Origin of the sequence: Nostoc sp., from assembly GCF_036919815.1 — a bacterium.
Lineage (GTDB): Bacteria > Cyanobacteriota > Cyanobacteriia > Cyanobacteriales > Nostocaceae > Nostoc.
In genome coordinates, this window is sequence record NZ_JBALCE010000050.1 from 1 (window position 1) to 16,172 (window position 16,172).

Here is a 16,172-nt window from a genome sequence, read left to right on the forward strand (position 1 = left end):
TAATCCGTGATTTAAAAGGAAGGGAAATAACGCAAGTAGAAACAGGTGAAAATTTTCAGATTGGCATTTTCATGCAAGCGCAAGCCGAAATTTCCGATTTAATTGTCGGTATTTCGATTAAAAATTTAATGGGTTTAGTCATTTATGGAACAAATACTCATCTACAGAAGATAAAGTTACCATGTTTAAACCAACAGCAGCAATTAATAGTTAGTTTTCAAGTTCCCTGTTATATGAATAAGGGTATTTATACAGTTACTGTGGGAATACATTCTGAAGAAGGTTTAAGTTATGACTGGATTGATGAACTAGTTGTTTTTGAAGTAAACAATAGGATCTCGTGTGATGGTGTAGTAGACTTAAATTCTACCATTAACTTTAGCAGCGAAACAGATACAGAAACTCTAAGCCTCAAAAATTATTAATTAGTAATTTTTAAAATAAATAAAGAACCATGACTGAATCAAATAATCCTGAAATTGATGTTGATAATTTAATGCAAAAGATCCGTGAAGAGGTAAATAAGCATAAGTCTAAAAATGCAAAATCGACTACGATCAATGATTTTTCGATATCGAAAAACACGTCTAATATTGACTATATTGAAGCTTTACTTAAAAATGCACAATCTAGAGCATATAGTCGAACTAAGTGGCCTGATAAGCTAAATCGCTTCCCTTTTAATCTAAACCCAAAATTACAAAAAATTATTCTAAAAATTATAAATTTCTTATTTAAAGATCAACGAGAGGTAAATTTTAATTTAATTAGTTGTTTGCAAGAGTCTGTAACCCTTAATCAACAGTTTATTGAACAAATTGAGACTTTAAGAGTGCAGATGGAAGGCCGGCTAGGAGTTACCGATAGCAGAGTTCAAAGCCTGGAAGACCGACTAGGAGTTACTGATAGCAGAGTTGAAAGCCTGGAAGACCGACTAGGAGTTACCGATAGCAGAGTTCAAAGCCTGGAAGAGAAACTGAGGATTGTAGATAATAATATCCAAAATATGGATAACAGCTTCAACAGTTTTGATACTTTAGTCAGTAGCTGGTTAACCGATACCCAAGAAAGTTTTGACGCTGTAAATAGTCGAGTAGAAAAAATAGATGAGCGCCTGAAATCTGTAGATAATCATAGCCAAGATGTAAATAATAGATTGATTTCTATTGATGAGCGTTACGCAAGAAACGATATTTACCTAAAGAATGACTTAATACAGCAAAAGCGTTTGATTAGTCTTTTCCTAGAAGAAGCACAGCGACGTTTGCCAGAACCTTTTAATCAAGAGCAATTGCAAACTTTAATTAGTGAAGACCAACATTTACTAGATAGTTTTTATATTGCTTTTGAAGACCAGTTTCGGGGTAGCCGTGAGGAAATAAAGAATCGATTAATCACTCATATTTCATTGGTAGAAAAAGCAATCACATCCACGGGAAATGCCACTATTGTTGACATAGGATGTGGTCGGGGTGAATGGATTGATTTGCTCTCCAACCAAGGCTTTAAAGCATCTGGAATTGATATTAATGTTGCGATGATACAGGAATGTCAAAATCTTGGTCTTGACGCTGTTTTAGGTGATGGACTGGAATATTTACGTTCTTTGCCAGATAATTCCTTGGCTGCTGTTTCTTCATTTCACGTCATTGAGCATTTGCAATTCCAAAAGCTTATTTCTTTAATTGATGAAGCGCTACGTGTGCTGCGTTCTGGCGGAGTTGTAATTTTAGAGACACCAAATCCAGAAAATCTAATAGTGGGAGCTTGTAATTTTTATCTAGATCCAACCCACCGCAACCCGATTCCACCAGCAACAGCAAAGTTCATACTAGAAAGTCGCGGATTTGTTCAAGTTGAAATTCGACGTCTCCATCCAATGACTGAAAACCATCATCTAGAAAATGCATTTTTGAATAGTCTGTTGCTTGGTTGTCAGGATTACGCAGTTATTGGATGGAAGGCATAAATCGGGTATAGCTATGAAAATATTAATTTGTAATGAGCGGTTTCTATTTCGTTTCGGTCTAGATCGTGTCCTGATCATGATGGGAAAAAGCATGGCAGAACGAGGACATCATGTTTATATGATGGCATCTATGTGTGATGAAAATATAGTTAAGCAGTTCGCCAAAAAATTTATTTTCCTACCACCAGCGCCAGATGATTACGCTAACTCTAATGAGTTTACGGCTCAGTGGCTAGAAACCAACTGGAATGGCTTATTTGCCAATACAGAAAAGCCAGATGTAATAGTAATTGGGGGATGGCCGTTTTTTAAAGCAATTGATTTATTTTCTAGAGTTTGTCAAAACGTTGTTTTCATTGATGCTGGTGCAGTCCCACTGGATGGTTTCAGTGGTCATGGGTTATTTATTCAACAGAAACTCAGAAAATTCCGCCAAGATTATTTGAGTCAAACAACAGGCATATTACCTATTAGTGAATTTATTGGTAAATCTCAGAGCCTACCTGACCGGGGTTTTAATCACGGTATCCAAACAATATTATTAGGTGCTGACCACATGGAGCTATCTATTTGGCAAGCACAGATGGTTGGTCAAAAAAAGCGTCATGGGGTAAGTTTATCAGTAGTTGAGAAGCTACAAAAGCAGGGAAAAATTTTTATTTTAAATCTTGGACGCTGGGAGCCTGATTGTTACAAGAACTCCGCAGCTTGTTTCGATATTATGCGCCAGCTAGTGCAGCGACATCCACAAGCTGTATTACTAGTGTTAACAGATGCCAATAGTATTAATATTCCACCTGACATCAAAGAATACGTTCAGCCAATTGGATTTCCAGATGATGCAGAACTGCAAAAAATTATGCAACTTACCACACTGGGAATATCTGTTTCATTGTGGGAGGGGTTCAACTTACCGTTAGCAGAAATGCAGTGGCTGCAACTTCCTGCTTTAGCATTTAATCTTGCTGCTCATCCGGAAGTTGTCGTACATCCTTGGTTTCTCTGTACCGATATAGCCGAGATGGTAGAAAAAGCGGATTGTATCCTATCCGATAGTATTCCTCATGAAGCCGTTAGTGTGGTCAATTACGAAAACTTTTGGGCAAAATTCCGTTGGGAGACCGTAATTCAAAAATATTGTGACTATTTTGAGAATACTGTGCAGGATACTCAACAGATATCTTCTAATCACCCACTTTTGATTGTAGATGTTACTAATAGCTGCCGAGACCCTGCCAACTCCGGTGTTATTAGAGTAACTCGCCAACTTTGCCGGACTCTACAGAACTATTATGACTTGGTATTTGTAGTTTGGGATTTTACAACACAGAGCTATACACTGCCTTCCCCAACTGGTTATGCTCAGTTGGCACAATTTAACGGTCCCGAAATTCCCATTATCGAAAAAGATAGACTCAACCGTTTAGAAACAGTTTCACTAGATGAATTCCTTGCAGTTGAACCTAGCATACAAGGAAGATCAGTATTACTTTTGTTGGCAGAAACAATATTAGATCCTCACGGTGTCGAAGCTGTTGCTTATGCAAAACAAAAGCAGTGGAAAACGATTGCTATTTTATATGACTTAATTCCAGTGATGTATCCACAGTTTTGTAGTAATACTGTGAGTTCACTATTTCCTCCTTATTTGGAGATGTTATCTGAAGTCGATATTATTATTCCTATATCTGAATTTTCTGCCCAATGCCTTTTGGACTATTGGCAACAAAATCAAAGCTCCCATGGCCAAGTCAGCACGGCAGTATTACCAGGACAATTTGGGCAGTATTCCCGCCATGTCAAGATGCCTAACTTACAGTCGAATACTGTACAGATGCTATGCGTTTCTACCTTAGAACCACGCAAAAATCATTTAACACTCTTAAAAGCCTGTGAAATTCTGGCAAAAGAACACCCTGAAATAAATTGGCAACTAACACTGGTAGGAAATCGCTACGAAGGTGCGTCAGAGATATACAAAACTGTGGAGCAGGCATCAGCCAGAGACTCTCGTATTCGTTGGCTGGGCATAGTAGATGATACTACCTTAAATCGATTGTACGAAGAAGCTACATTTACAATTTACAGTTCCCTAGTTGAAGGCTTTGGAATGCCTATATTAGAAAGTATTTGGCATGGAAGAACCTGCCTGTGTCACTCCCAAGGAGTAATGGCGGAACTAGCAGCCGAAGGAGGTTGCTTAGTAGTAGATATGACCAATGCTTTAGCAATTGCCCAAGCCATTTATACGTTGTCGTCTGATAAAAATTTGCTAACTAAACTATCTCAAATAGCCTGCGATCGCAAATTGAAGACTTGGGATAATTACGCTACAGAAGTTTTAAATATTTTGGGTTTGCAAAAAATGGAGCTTGCAAACTTAAATAAGGCTGAGATCAACTTGAATGTAATTCATTACGAACAACTGCTATATCCTAATTGCCGACTTGAACGTTGGCAAATGACAGATTCAGAAAGGATGGCGTTGACCGGTTTACTGGCAAGGCATCAGCCAAGATGTAGTGTCGAGATTGGTACTTATCATGGTGGTAGTCTATCTCTGATTTCACAGTACTCACAAATGGTATTTTCCATTGATATAGATCATGAAGTGCCTTTGAGGGTGCCAGCGATAAATAATGTCAGTTTTTTAATTGCACCATCTCAGACTGTATTGCCATTGCTGTTTCAAGCACTTGATGAAGCAAATATACCAATTGATTTCTTACTCATCGACGGCGACCACACTGCTGATGGAGTTCGTAGGGACATTGAGACTGTTTTGACTTATGTACCTAAGCAACCGATGTTTGTGATGATGTATGATTCTTTTAACCCTGAGTGTCGGCGCGGAATCATGACTGCAAAGTGGCAAGATTCACCGTATGTAGCGTGGATTGATGTGGATTTTGTACCGGGACGTATCATTGAGGGCGACAATGTATTTAAAGGTGAAATGTGGGGAGGACTGGCGCTGGCACTATTGTCTCCCAGACCACGGAATGCAAATCTCACCATTTCTGCATCGGCAAACAGTTTTTATGAATTAGCCCTCAAATCGCGCCGTTGATATTATTTATATTTACAGTACCTATGGTCAACAAAATACTCATTTGTAGTAATTTCTATCCCCCATTTTTTATAGGTGGTGCTGAAATTATTGCCCATGAACAAGCGTGTCAATTGAGAAATGGTGGTTACGAAGTGGCTGTTTTCTGTGCAAAACATGATGATAGTCGTCACCGTTATTCAATGATACGGGAAACTTTTGACGGACTGCAAGTATTTCGAGTTATTCAACATGTACAAGACTATCATGTCGAGAATAATTTTTATAAACCAGTTATCAATAAACTATTTAATACAGTAATTGATCAGTTCCAACCAGATATTGTTCATTTTCACAATATTATTGGCTTATCACTAGGAATTGTGGAGATAGCATATAGACGCAAAATTAGAACTGTACTCACCTTGCATGATCATTGGGGATTTTGTTTCAAAAATACGTTATTGAAAGGATACGACATCGTTTGCAAAGATTTTTCTCAGTGTGAAGAATGTTTGCCAGAGTTACTGGATAACCAACAGCGACGGCTTCATATCCGGATGCGTAACGATTACATTGCCTTACAACTCAGCAAGGTAGATAAATTCGTATCACCTAGTTCCTATCTAGCATCAGCTTATATTAAAGCAGGTTTTTCATCGGATAAGCTTACTGTAATATCCTATGGTATTGATGTTAAACGCTTTTCCCAAATTACAAAGAAATTGCCTGAAGCTGTAATGCGCTTTACTTTTATTGGATATTTAGGTATTCATAAAGGTATTCATGTTTTGATGGATGCCATCAAACTACTATTGCAAGGTGGTTATCTTGGTAATCTTTGTACAGTAAATATTGTTGGTGTCGGGGGAATGACTGAAGACCTAGAAAAATTTATCACCGAAAACCAATTAAGCTCTGTTGTAAAACTATGGGGAAAAGTCAAGCACTCTCAAATTGAAACTGTTTACCAATCTACCGATGTATTAGTGATACCATCCATATGGCCTGAGAATGAGCCAGTAACAATTCTTGAAGCTATGGCTGCTCGTATACCTATACTTGCCTCTGCACTCGGCGGTAATCTGGATCTTGTCGTCGATGGGGTTAATGGTTATCTTTTCGCTTCAGGTAATGCTCAAATGCTTGCAGAGAAGATGGTTGATATGGCTCTCGACCATGCTCGCGTTGAGTTAATGGGACAAAATGCTTATCAGTTCATAGCTAAGGATACTCTAGAAAATTATGTGCAGCAGATTAATCAAGTTTATCAAGAAAAAAAGTGTGGATCAAATCCGGTTTTAAATCGGGTTATTCTATGTAGTGGCAAGCACGTTTCACCAGAATGTTTCCGTGCCATTTCTCAGTTTAACCAGAGCTATCATAGCAATTGCTACAAGTTTATTATGAGTGACTGGATTAGTTCTGAAGAATGGGATTTAGTTGATATGCTATGGATAGTTGATGATCAAGGCAATAAACAAGATATAGTCAATGCTCTGAAGAGAGGGCGGCCGTTATTAGTTCCTGAGAGTAACCATCAACTTGTAGAACTGTGTCGCTCTAGTCAATCTGGACTATTTTATGCAGATGAGATGGAGGCAGAGGCTTGTCTCAACTATCTTATCCGTGAAAAATCTATCTTAACTATTCTTGGCCGCAATGCTAAAAATTACTTTGAAACGGTTTTGAAAAGATAGAATAACTATAAGCTATCTTACCTATAAATTTTTTCAAAGTTTTGACTTGCTTTGGAAAGCAGCGTTTTTGCTAGGAGAGTGTTTTGTACAATATCACTAAAAAGGTGGAATCCAGACGATCGCCTTTACCTGACTTCTGCATCGGCGTTCATGCAGCGACTATATACATGATGCTTTTTACCAAAGATGTTAATCGCTACCACACTTATTTTTCCCACCTTAAAACTAATAGTTTCAAAATTTTTATAAGCTTAGATAGCAGATGACCAAAAAAGCCTTAATCACAGGTCTAACTGGACAAGACGGCTCCTACCTTGCCGAACTTCTCTTAACAAAAGGTTACCAAGTATTCGGTCTAGTCCGCCGTTCCAGCACCAGCAATCTAGAGCGTATTAATCACCTTTCAGACAATATTCAAATCTTATCAGGCGACCTTTTAGATCAATCCTCCTTAATGGATGTGATTGCCGAAGCTCAACCTGATGAAATCTATAACCTTGCTTCTCAAAGTTACGTTCCTCTTTCTTGGACTCAACCAGCCCTTACCGCTGAATACACTGCCCTTGGTGTCTCCCGTCTCTTAGAATCTATTCGTCGCTGCAAATCAGATGCCAAATTCTATCAAGCCTCTAGTAGTGAAGTTTTTGGTCAACCTGACGAATCGCCCCAAACCGAACGCACTGCCTTTCGTCCCCGGAATCCTTATGGTGTTGCCAAAGCATACGCTCATTGGATGACTGTCAATTATCGGCAAAAATACAACCTTTACAACTGCTGTGGTATTACTTATACTCACGAATCGCCTCGACGCGGGACAGAATTTGTATTTCGCAAAATCACGCACACAGCTGCTCAAATTAAACTGGGTTTGGCAAATGAACTAAAATTAGGTAACCTAGATGCCCGTCGTGACTGGTGCTATGCCAAAGATGCTGTTTACGCTATGTGGCTGATGTTGCAGCAAGCACAACCTGATGACTATATCATCGCTAGTGGTGAAATTCACTCTGTCAGAGAACTCGTTGAGTGTGCTTTTAACTGCGTTGGTCTAAACTGGCAAGATTATGTCTCAATTGACCCTGTTTTTTATCGCTCTGATGAACCAGTGCAGTTAGTTGGTTCCATTAATAAAATTAATACGGAGTTAGGTTGGCAGCCTCAGCATTCCTTTGAGCAATTGGTTGAGTTAATGGTTGATTATGATTTAAAAAAATTGAGCATCGTTGGAGCTTAAATATTTTAATGCTAAAAGTTGTAGTTGATGCCACCCCTATGGATTCAAAACCCAGTGGGGTTGGCTTTTATGTTGCTAATTTCATATCCGCTCTTGATATATTACAAAAAGAGGAAAATTTTCAGTTAGGAGTAGTCTATCAACCAAGGTTAAAAAACTGGCTTCGGGGTGACTTCAGTTTTCCTGAATGCTTTAAAAATTCTTCTCAACAGTATCTCCTGCCTTTACCTGTAAGAATTTCAGATTTATTATTAGCTTTAGCGTTTAAACCTAGTTTATCTTACTTTGAAAAATATTTTGGTTCTCCAGATATATTACATGGTACAAATTACTCAGTTTATCCTTGTCAAAATAGTTTAAAGGTTATGAATATATATGATCTGACTTTTATTAAATATCCTAACTATATAGATTCAGTTGCAAGAAGATATACAGAAAGGGTAAAGCGGTGTTTACAATGGACAGATTTAGTTTTAACAATTTCAGAAAGCTCTAAAAAAGATATTATTGAATATTTGGAAGTAGACCCAGAAAAAGTCTATGTCACACCTTTAGCTAGTCGTTACTATCCTAATTACTTGTCTGAGGAAATTGCCCAAAGGCTAGAAAAGCAAGCTAATTATGATTTTTCAAAACCGTATCTACTTTTTGTTAGTACAATAGAACCGAGGAAAAATATTAATGCTATTATCTATGCTTTTAATTTATTAAAGAAAAAATACAAAATTGAGCACCAATTAATATTAATTGGTAAAAAAGGTTGGAATTACGATCCAATATTTGCTGACATTGACAGTTCACCTTGGAAAAGCCAAATTCATCATCTTGACTACTTATCTGATGAATTAGTTGCATTATTTTATTCAAAAGCTGATGTTTTTGTTTATCCATCTCATTATGAAGGGTTTGGTTTACCCGTATTGGAAGCAATGACGCTAGGCGCTCCAGTCGTCAGTTCTAATACTTCGTCAATACCAGAAGTTTCAGGAGATGCTGCTATATTGATTGACCCCAATGATGCTGTTCAACTAGCCGAAGCTATTCTGAAAGTAATTAGTGATTCTCAGTTACGCCAAGAATTAATTAATAAAGGGAAAGCCAGAGCAAAATTATTTTCCTGGGAAAGAACGGCCAAAGAAACATTAAACGCTTACAGAACCATTATTTAATGAAAATAGTAGATAATACCTCAGCCAAACAATTAATTATTAACTTATCTATTCTCTTGTCTCAACCAACGGGTATAGGCAACTATGCTCAAAACCTTTTTCCTTATTTAAAATCTTTGCAACCGGCTCTATTAGTAACGCAAAAATATCCAGATTTTGACTGCTATCCAATCCCGTCAAACTTAACGCCAGACCACGGCACAAAAGGTCATTTGAACCGCCTACTCTGGACACAATTTCAATTACCAAAAATCTATAAAAATCTCAAATCGAGTCTCTTATTCTCCCCGCTACCGGAAGCACCGCTTTATAGCAACTGTCGTTTTGTCGTCACGTCTTTTGACATGATACCGTTGCGCTTTGGCAAACGCTTCTCACCACTCACACCCTACCACCGTTACTACACTCCCCAAGTCCTTAAGCAAGCACAACACATTATTTGCATTTCCCAGACTACGGCTAAAGACATCACCGATTTTTACCAAATTCCCGCCAGCAAAATTACTCCGATTCCTTTAGCGCACGATCGCACTCACTTCCATCATCTCAACCTCCCCACCCGCAACTACTTTCTCTACGTTGGACGCCAAGATCCCTACAAAAACATCCAGCGACTCATCAGTGCTTTTGCTGCGTTACCTAACTGTAAAGACTATGAACTATGGTTAGTCGGGCCAATTGATTCGCGTTACACCCCAACTTTAAAAGTGCAAGTTGCAGAATTGGGTGTAACTAATCAGGTAAAGTTCCTCGACTATGTACCATATAGCGAATTACCAAAAATCATTAATCAAGCGATCGCACTTGTTTTTCCCAGTCTATGGGAAGGCTTTGGTTTACCTGTCCTAGAAGCAATGGCTTGTGGTACTCCCGTCATTACCTCCAATCTCTCCTCTTTACCAGAGGTGGCTGGCGATGCGGCGATTTTGATCAATCCCTACAACACCGGAGAAATTACAGAGGCGATGGAAGCTATTGCAACTGATTTGGAATTGCGATCGCGTCTTTCTAGCCAAGGTATTATTCACTCTCAACAATTCAGTTGGGAAAAAACAGGAAAAGCAACGGCTGAAGTTTTATCCCGTTACTTATAAAAGATAAACTAACGCCATTTAAATGCAAGGATTTAGGATTTTGTCAAGATTTCAGATTATCTTGACTAATGACTCATAACTAATCCGAAATCTTTATGAAAGCATTAATTCTTTCTGGCGGTAAAGGTACACGCCTACGTCCCCTCACCTACAGTGGAGCAAAACAACTTGTACCAGTTGCTAATAAACCTGTTTTATGGTATGGGATTGAAGAAATGGTTGCTGCTGGTATTACTGATATTGGCATCATTATCAGCCCGGAAACTGGGGCAGAAGTCCAAGCAAAAACCGGAAATGGAGAATACTTTCGAGCGAACATCACCTACATCATCCAAAACCAACCACTTGGACTTGCCCACGCCGTCCAAGTCGCGCGTCCCTTTTTAGGAAATTCTCCCTTTGTCATGTACTTGGGCGATAACCTGATTCAACTAGGTGAGTTAAGTTACTTTCTGCAACAATTTAGCCAACAACAGCCAGATGCTTTGATTCTTTTGCGTTCGGTTGCCAACCCTAGCGCCTTTGGTGTGGCTCAAGTAGATGATAAAGGACGGGTATTACAGTTAATTGAAAAACCCAAAGTTCCTCCTTCAAATCTGGCATTGGTAGGGGTTTATTTCTTTTCTCATATCATCTTTGATGCGATCGCAAATATCCAACCTTCCAGCAGAGGCGAACTAGAAATCACTGATGCTATTCAATACCTCATTAATCAGGAAAAGCAAGTTTTAGCCTACAATCTCCAAGGTTGGTGGCTAGATACTGGTAAAAAAGATGACTTATTAGAAGCTAACCGATTAATTCTCGACACCTATTTGACAACATCAATTGTCGGCGAAGTCGATGCCCAAAGTCAGATTATTGGACGAGTCCAAATCGGTGCAAAATCTAAAGTAATTAATTGCACAATTCGGGGGCCAGTAGTCATTGGTAGCAATTGTCATTTAGAAAACTGCTTTATTGGTCCTTCTAGTAGTATTGCTAACAATGTCACACTCATTGATACGGATTTAGAAAACAGTGTAATTTTAGAAAGTGCTAAAATTGCCGGAATCCATCAGCGCATTATTGATAGTGTGATTGGACAACGGGCACAATTGACTATTGCACCGCGTCGCCCCAAAGCCTTGCGATTTCTGATTGGTGATGACTGTCAAATTGAACTAACGTGATTTACTGATTAAAAAGAGGACAAGCGATCGTCAAAGGTTGAACACAGTGCCGTAAAATATAAATGCAAAATTCATCTCATAATCAGAACACTGCGGCACATCCTATAAATAATCTTAATGAGCATTGTACATACCAAAATTCCCGAAGTTTTACAATTTCAGCCCCAAGTATTTGCAGACGATCGCGGTTTCTTTTTTGAAGCTTACAACGATCAAAAATTTGCTCAAAATACAGGTATTGTTACGAACTTTGTCCAAGATAACCACTCTTACTCCAAACAAAACGTCCTGCGTGGATTGCACTACCAAATTCAACAACCCCAAGGTAAACTTATCCGGGCTGTTGTCGGCACTATCTTTGACGTAGCCGTAGATATTAGAAAAAGCTCTCCTACCTTCGGTAAGTGGGTGGGTTCTGAACTCAGTGCTGAGAATAAGCGCCTACTGTGGATACCACCAGGGTTTGCTCATGGCTTCCTCGTGCTTTCAGAAATAGCTGAAGTTGTCTACAAAACTACAGATTACTACGCACCCCAAAGCGATCGCACAATCTTATGGAACGATCCAGATTTAGCGATAGATTGGCCTCTGAGTGCGCCACCAATTTTATCAGCTAAAGACCAAGCAGGTAAACCTTTGAGAACTGCTGAAATATTTGATTAAGCTTGATGATTGCATTAGGTTCAAGAAATAATTAGAATGAGTAAATCAATTCTACTAATTGGTAATAAGGGTCAATTGGGTAAAGAACTGCAACAAATTCTCCCAGACTACGGCAATATTATCTCAGTAGCACGTCCAACAGTAGACCTTGCCCAACCCGATACTCTTCGCAACATTATCAGATCCAAGCAACCGCAAATCATCATTAACGCTGCGGCTTACACTGCTGTAGACAAAGCAGAAAGCGAAGCCGAACTTGCTACCGCTATTAATGCTACTGCACCCTTCATTCTTGCCCAAGAAAGCCAAAAATTAGGAGCTTTTTTAATTCATATTTCAACCGATTATGTTTTTGATGGTAATGGGTGTAGACCTTATCAGGAAACTTACACAACTAATCCGTTGAGTGTTTATGGTAAAACCAAACTCGCTGGAGAAGAAGCAATTCGGGAAACTTGCGCCCATCACCTCATCCTCCGCACTGCTTGGGTTTATGGGATTTTTGGTAAAAGTAACTTTGTCAAAACCATGCTGCGACTAGGTGCAGAACGCCAAGAACTCCGTGTTGTTGCCGATCAAATTGGTAGCCCGACTTGGGCGCAAGATATAGCCACAGTCATAGCCGAGATGATTCCCCAGTTAACTCCAAAAATTAGCGGCACTTATCACTACACTAATAGCGGTGTCGCTAGCTGGTATGACTTTGCGGTTGCCATTTTTGAAGAAGCCCAACAGCTAGGCTTCCCTTTAAAAGTTGAGCATCTTGTCCCCATTACAACTGCCGAATATCTCACACTAGCCCGTCGCCCAGCCTATTCCGTCCTTGCTTGTGGAAAAATTTCCGCAATTTTAGGGACTTATCCCCCCCATTGGCGACAAAGACTTCGACAAATGCTCACAGATTTGAAAATTGGGCATAGGGCATAGGGCACTTGTACTGAGCGTACCACTTCGTGGAAGCAAGCTACGCGTAGCGTCTCGTAGAGAAGTCGTTGGCGCAGCCTCTCGTAGAGAAGTATTGGGCATTGTTGATTAAGGAATAAGAATTAAATAACATACAATTTATGTCTCTGGCTTACCTTCACCCTCAATCCCTCTCCTTATAAAGGAGAGGGAAGCTAGAGACAGGATGAAGTTTTCCATTTTATTTAATCTACGTTCCGAAGTTTATTCCCTATTTTCTTTGACTTTTTAAAACTCCCGTTTCATGTTGTATGGGCAAGACATCTAAAATATCAGTTTGGGAACAATATTTTAAATCTTCTTGACACTCAAGACGTAATAATCGTTGTCCGTGACTAGCTTGGTGAAGTAATCCCAATAAGTTATCTTGCCATTGAGAGTAAAGAGCGATCGCACTAATTACTTCATCATTACCAGCTAATTCCTCTGGTGACAAGGTGGTTTGTTGTAAAAGACTATGAGCGATCGCACCTGCACAAACTGTATCCTCTAAGGAAAAACTGCCTTCCCAACCTGAACCGACAATCCACACTGTCTCTGGTTGCAGTTCTTGGAGAAATTGCACCACCGCCGCCCGGTTAATTAAGGCTGCTGCTAATACATTTGGGGAGTCTTGTATCCGTTGTAAAGCACGAGTGCCATTTGTGGTACTGATAAACAAACGCCGCCCCTGCACTAACTCTGGTGTGCAGTCGAGGGGAGAGTTACCCAACTCAAAGCCAGCTACTTTTGCGCCGCCGCGTTCTCCAGCCCGCAGACGTTTTTGGGCAGGCCATTTTTCGCTAACTTCAATTAACTGATCTAAATCGCTGAATACTTGTACAGCTTCGCCTCCAGCTGCCAAAACTGTCGCTATTGTGCTAGTGGCTCGCAAGACATCGACTGCGATCGCACATTCTGGCACTTTATTCGTTGGAGTCAATTCAGGAGTGTGATATACGAATAGCTTCACGCGCTGGATACACCTGCTTTAATACTACTGCCGCAAATAACATTCTACCTAGTTGCTGTCACTAACTATAATCTCAATTACTCCCAGAGCATTTTTTAGCATCAAAATACACAATAGAACCCATTCATTCAATAGATAAATGGGAGTAGGCTTGCCGTGAGCGTAGCCGAATGGGAGTGGGGAAGAAATCCGCTCATTAGGGGCGGGGTTTTAATTCAAAAAGCCCATTGTTGTGCTTTTACACTTTCAGACTTGCTGCACTATCTTATAATCTAAAACAAGAACAGACATTCTAAATCGGGAAAAAGTTACAGCTTCAAGGTTACACCGCAAAGAGACAGATATTAACTGATTCCCGACTCCCCATTCCCCATTCCCCATTGAAATTTCTATGGCACCTTTACCCGATTACCGCCCTAAACAACTATCTTTAGGCCCGTTGGAAGCGGAAATTTTAAATATCATCTGGGAACTTGGTTCAGCCACAGTCAAGGATGTACACGATCGCATTCTGGCTGATCCTAACCGCGAATTAGCGTATACTTCTGTCACCACCGTTTTACGTCGCCTCACTGATAAAGGTTGGCTAGCCTGCGACAAGAAAGAGCGAGCATTCTATTGGCGGCCAATGTTGAGTAAGCAGCAAGCAGATGTCATCAAAGCTCACGACCATTTACAGCGATTTCTGGCGGTGGGGAACCCCGATGTTGTTGCTGCCTTCGCCGATAGCCTAGATGAAGCAGCTAGTGAGCAAATAGCCGCGATCGCTAAACGCATTGAATCTGCACGCCAAGCCAGGGAGGAACAATGATGCATCTGATCATGATTTTGAATGCTTTGGCAGTTGCCTGGTGGTTAAGATCCTCTTGGAATCAACGCCAAGGCAATTGGAGTCTGCGATGGGGGCGATCGCTATTTTTATTCCTCTTCCCGCCCTTGTTAATTTTCATGACTGCGATCGCTGTGCTGTTCATGGGACCTCAAGGACAAATGGGCGGGATGTATACAGGCTCAGTCAGTTATTTACTAGCATTAATTTATTTGGCATTTTTTGCCATTTTATGTATTAAACTTGCCTTCCAGGGTTGGCAGTCGGTGGAATCTGCTCGTAACTGTCCTCTGGTGAATTTGGGGGATAAACGAGCCAGGTTACTGCAAACGGGTGCGTTGTTTGCGGGTCAAATTGGTTTTTGGCAACCAGAATTAGTTATTAGTCAGGGATTATTGCAAACTCTCTCACCACGTCATTTAGAAAGCGTCTTAGCCCATGAGCAAGGGCATCACTATTATAGGGATACATTCTGGTTTTTCTGGCTGGGTTGGGTGCGTTCCTGCACTGCATGGTTGCCAAATACAGAGCCTTTGTGGGAAGAACTGTTAGCTTTGCGCGAACTCCGTGCTGATAGTTATGCAGCATTACAGGTAGATCCTTTGGTGTTGGCGGAATCACTTTTATTAGTAGTCAGCACCAGCCCAGTATTATCGGAAATTTGCTGTGCTGCATTGGGTTCTTCTGGTGCAGATCGCTTAGAACAAAGAATCGAAGCCCTATTAGCGCCACCAGAACCAACACCTCAGATAACTTGGCAGTATTGGCATGGCTTTCTTTTGGCCTTGCTGCCTTTAGTTGCTGTGATATTTCATAGTTAAGTTGAATTTATAGCAGGGAACAGGCTTGAAAGTGTCTTGATGTCGGAGTTTTACGATCAATTTATGTTCTAAACTTATATTTCAACTGTTATAAAAAGCCACTACAGCCCAAAGCTGCGACGTTAGCGATATCGGTCGTGCCTGTAGCAACTTCTGCCTTACCTGTAGTAACTTCTGCTTTGACGTTTACGTATTTCGCGCAGCCTGTAGCAACTTCTGCCTTGCCTGTAGTAACTTCTGCTTTGACGTTTACGTGTTTCGCGCAGCCTGTAGCAACTTCTGCCTTGTCTGTAGTAACTTCTGCCTTGACGTTTACGTATTTCGCGCAGCCTGTAGCAACTTCTGCCTTGCTTCTAGCAACATTTGTTATGTCTGTAGCAACATCGGTTGCGACAATAACGATGAAAATTTTGTTCTCCCCTACACCCATGCACCCCACGCCTTAATCTTCTCCCCTTAGCAAGGCTACGGTGTACACACAAATCTGAAGTAATTTACGAATCTGGTTTTACCCCACCCTAACCCTCCCCGATGGATTGGGGAGGGAACTAGATTTC

At 40.3% G+C, this 16,172-nt stretch carries 14 protein-coding genes; 12 read left to right on the forward strand and 2 right to left on the reverse strand.

Annotated features, from left to right (window positions below; genetic code table 11):
- The 10 genes from V7K15_RS12630 to rfbD form a co-directional block, all read left to right on the forward strand.
- A partial coding sequence (locus tag V7K15_RS12630) for a Wzt carbohydrate-binding domain-containing protein (RefSeq protein WP_334905844.1) occupies positions 1 to 425 on the forward strand: 425 nt, incomplete at its 5' end.
- Positions 426 to 454: 29 nt separating this feature from the next.
- Complete coding sequence (locus V7K15_RS12635; RefSeq protein WP_334905845.1) at positions 455 to 1,969, forward strand: class I SAM-dependent methyltransferase; 1,515 nt, start codon at positions 455 to 457, stop codon at positions 1,967 to 1,969.
- Positions 1,970 to 1,982: 13 nt separating this feature from the next.
- Positions 1,983 to 5,039 (forward strand): glycosyltransferase, encoded by a 3,057-nt coding sequence (locus tag V7K15_RS12640; RefSeq protein ID WP_334905846.1) that lies wholly within the window; start codon positions 1,983 to 1,985, stop codon positions 5,037 to 5,039.
- 23 nt (positions 5,040 to 5,062) lie between these two features.
- Entirely contained in the window at positions 5,063 to 6,718 is a 1,656-nt protein-coding gene (locus V7K15_RS12645) for a glycosyltransferase family 4 protein (protein ID WP_334905847.1), read from the forward strand.
- Positions 6,719 to 6,980: 262 nt separating this feature from the next.
- On the forward strand, positions 6,981 to 7,952 hold the full coding sequence (locus tag V7K15_RS12650) for a GDP-mannose 4,6-dehydratase (RefSeq protein ID WP_334905848.1): 972 nt from the start codon (positions 6,981 to 6,983) through the stop codon (positions 7,950 to 7,952).
- A gap of 8 nt (positions 7,953 to 7,960) precedes the next feature.
- Entirely contained in the window at positions 7,961 to 9,121 is a 1,161-nt protein-coding gene (locus V7K15_RS12655) for a glycosyltransferase family 4 protein (RefSeq protein WP_334905849.1), read from the forward strand.
- The gene (locus tag V7K15_RS12660; RefSeq protein ID WP_334905850.1) at positions 9,121 to 10,215 is read left to right on the forward strand and encodes a glycosyltransferase family 4 protein; all 1,095 of its coding nucleotides are present in this window, start codon (positions 9,121 to 9,123) and stop codon (positions 10,213 to 10,215) included. Before V7K15_RS12655 ends, V7K15_RS12660 begins: the two co-directional genes overlap by 1 nt.
- A gap of 95 nt (positions 10,216 to 10,310) precedes the next feature.
- Positions 10,311 to 11,387, forward strand: coding sequence for a glucose-1-phosphate thymidylyltransferase (locus V7K15_RS12665; RefSeq protein ID WP_334905851.1), 1,077 nt, complete (start codon positions 10,311 to 10,313; stop codon positions 11,385 to 11,387).
- Positions 11,388 to 11,504: 117 nt separating this feature from the next.
- Entirely contained in the window at positions 11,505 to 12,050 is a 546-nt protein-coding gene (gene rfbC, locus V7K15_RS12670; RefSeq protein ID WP_334905852.1) for a dTDP-4-dehydrorhamnose 3,5-epimerase, read from the forward strand.
- Between the two features lie 36 nt (positions 12,051 to 12,086).
- The gene (rfbD, locus tag V7K15_RS12675; protein ID WP_334905853.1) at positions 12,087 to 12,977 is read left to right on the forward strand and encodes a dTDP-4-dehydrorhamnose reductase; all 891 of its coding nucleotides are present in this window, start codon (positions 12,087 to 12,089) and stop codon (positions 12,975 to 12,977) included.
- 247 nt (positions 12,978 to 13,224) lie between these two features.
- Here rfbD and V7K15_RS12680 read toward each other — a convergent pair whose 3' ends face one another.
- Entirely contained in the window at positions 13,225 to 13,965 is a 741-nt protein-coding gene (locus V7K15_RS12680) for a 2-phosphosulfolactate phosphatase family protein (protein WP_334905854.1), read from the reverse strand.
- Positions 13,966 to 14,356: 391 nt separating this feature from the next.
- Between V7K15_RS12680 and V7K15_RS12685 the strand changes: the two genes are divergently transcribed.
- On the forward strand, positions 14,357 to 14,776 hold the full coding sequence (locus tag V7K15_RS12685; RefSeq protein ID WP_292797623.1) for a BlaI/MecI/CopY family transcriptional regulator: 420 nt from the start codon (positions 14,357 to 14,359) through the stop codon (positions 14,774 to 14,776).
- Positions 14,776 to 15,615 carry a M56 family metallopeptidase gene (locus tag V7K15_RS12690; protein ID WP_334905856.1) on the forward strand — a complete coding sequence of 280 codons (840 nt, stop codon included), beginning with the start codon at positions 14,776 to 14,778 and terminating at the stop codon, positions 15,613 to 15,615. The genes V7K15_RS12685 and V7K15_RS12690 overlap by 1 nt, the downstream gene beginning before the upstream one ends.
- An 88-nt stretch (positions 15,616 to 15,703) precedes the next feature.
- Here the strand turns inward: V7K15_RS12690 and V7K15_RS12695 are convergent, their stop codons facing one another.
- On the reverse strand, positions 15,704 to 16,045 hold the full coding sequence (locus tag V7K15_RS12695; protein WP_334905855.1) for a hypothetical protein: 342 nt from the start codon (positions 16,043 to 16,045) through the stop codon (positions 15,704 to 15,706).
- Positions 16,046 to 16,172: the final 127 nt, after the last annotated feature.

What these genes read in the sequence shown, in the direction of transcription:
- V7K15_RS12635 (WP_334905845.1), top strand. Translation starts at nt 455, where the DNA reads ATGACTGAATCAAATAATCCTGAAATTGATGTTGATAATTTAATGCAA.
- V7K15_RS12640 (WP_334905846.1), top strand. Translation starts at nt 1,983, where the DNA reads ATGAAAATATTAATTTGTAATGAGCGGTTTCTATTTCGTTTCGGTCTA.
- V7K15_RS12645 (WP_334905847.1), top strand. Translation starts at nt 5,063, where the DNA reads ATGGTCAACAAAATACTCATTTGTAGTAATTTCTATCCCCCATTTTTT.
- V7K15_RS12650 (WP_334905848.1), top strand. Translation starts at nt 6,981, where the DNA reads ATGACCAAAAAAGCCTTAATCACAGGTCTAACTGGACAAGACGGCTCC.
- V7K15_RS12655 (WP_334905849.1), top strand. Translation starts at nt 7,961, where the DNA reads ATGCTAAAAGTTGTAGTTGATGCCACCCCTATGGATTCAAAACCCAGT.
- V7K15_RS12660 (WP_334905850.1), top strand. Translation starts at nt 9,121, where the DNA reads ATGAAAATAGTAGATAATACCTCAGCCAAACAATTAATTATTAACTTA.
- V7K15_RS12665 (WP_334905851.1), top strand. Translation starts at nt 10,311, where the DNA reads ATGAAAGCATTAATTCTTTCTGGCGGTAAAGGTACACGCCTACGTCCC.
- rfbC (WP_334905852.1), top strand. Translation starts at nt 11,505, where the DNA reads ATGAGCATTGTACATACCAAAATTCCCGAAGTTTTACAATTTCAGCCC.
- rfbD (WP_334905853.1), top strand. Translation starts at nt 12,087, where the DNA reads ATGAGTAAATCAATTCTACTAATTGGTAATAAGGGTCAATTGGGTAAA.
- V7K15_RS12685 (WP_292797623.1), top strand. Translation starts at nt 14,357, where the DNA reads ATGGCACCTTTACCCGATTACCGCCCTAAACAACTATCTTTAGGCCCG.
- V7K15_RS12690 (WP_334905856.1), top strand. Translation starts at nt 14,776, where the DNA reads ATGCATCTGATCATGATTTTGAATGCTTTGGCAGTTGCCTGGTGGTTA.
- V7K15_RS12695 (WP_334905855.1), bottom strand. Translation starts at nt 16,045, where the DNA reads ATGGGTGTAGGGGAGAACAAAATTTTCATCGTTATTGTCGCAACCGAT.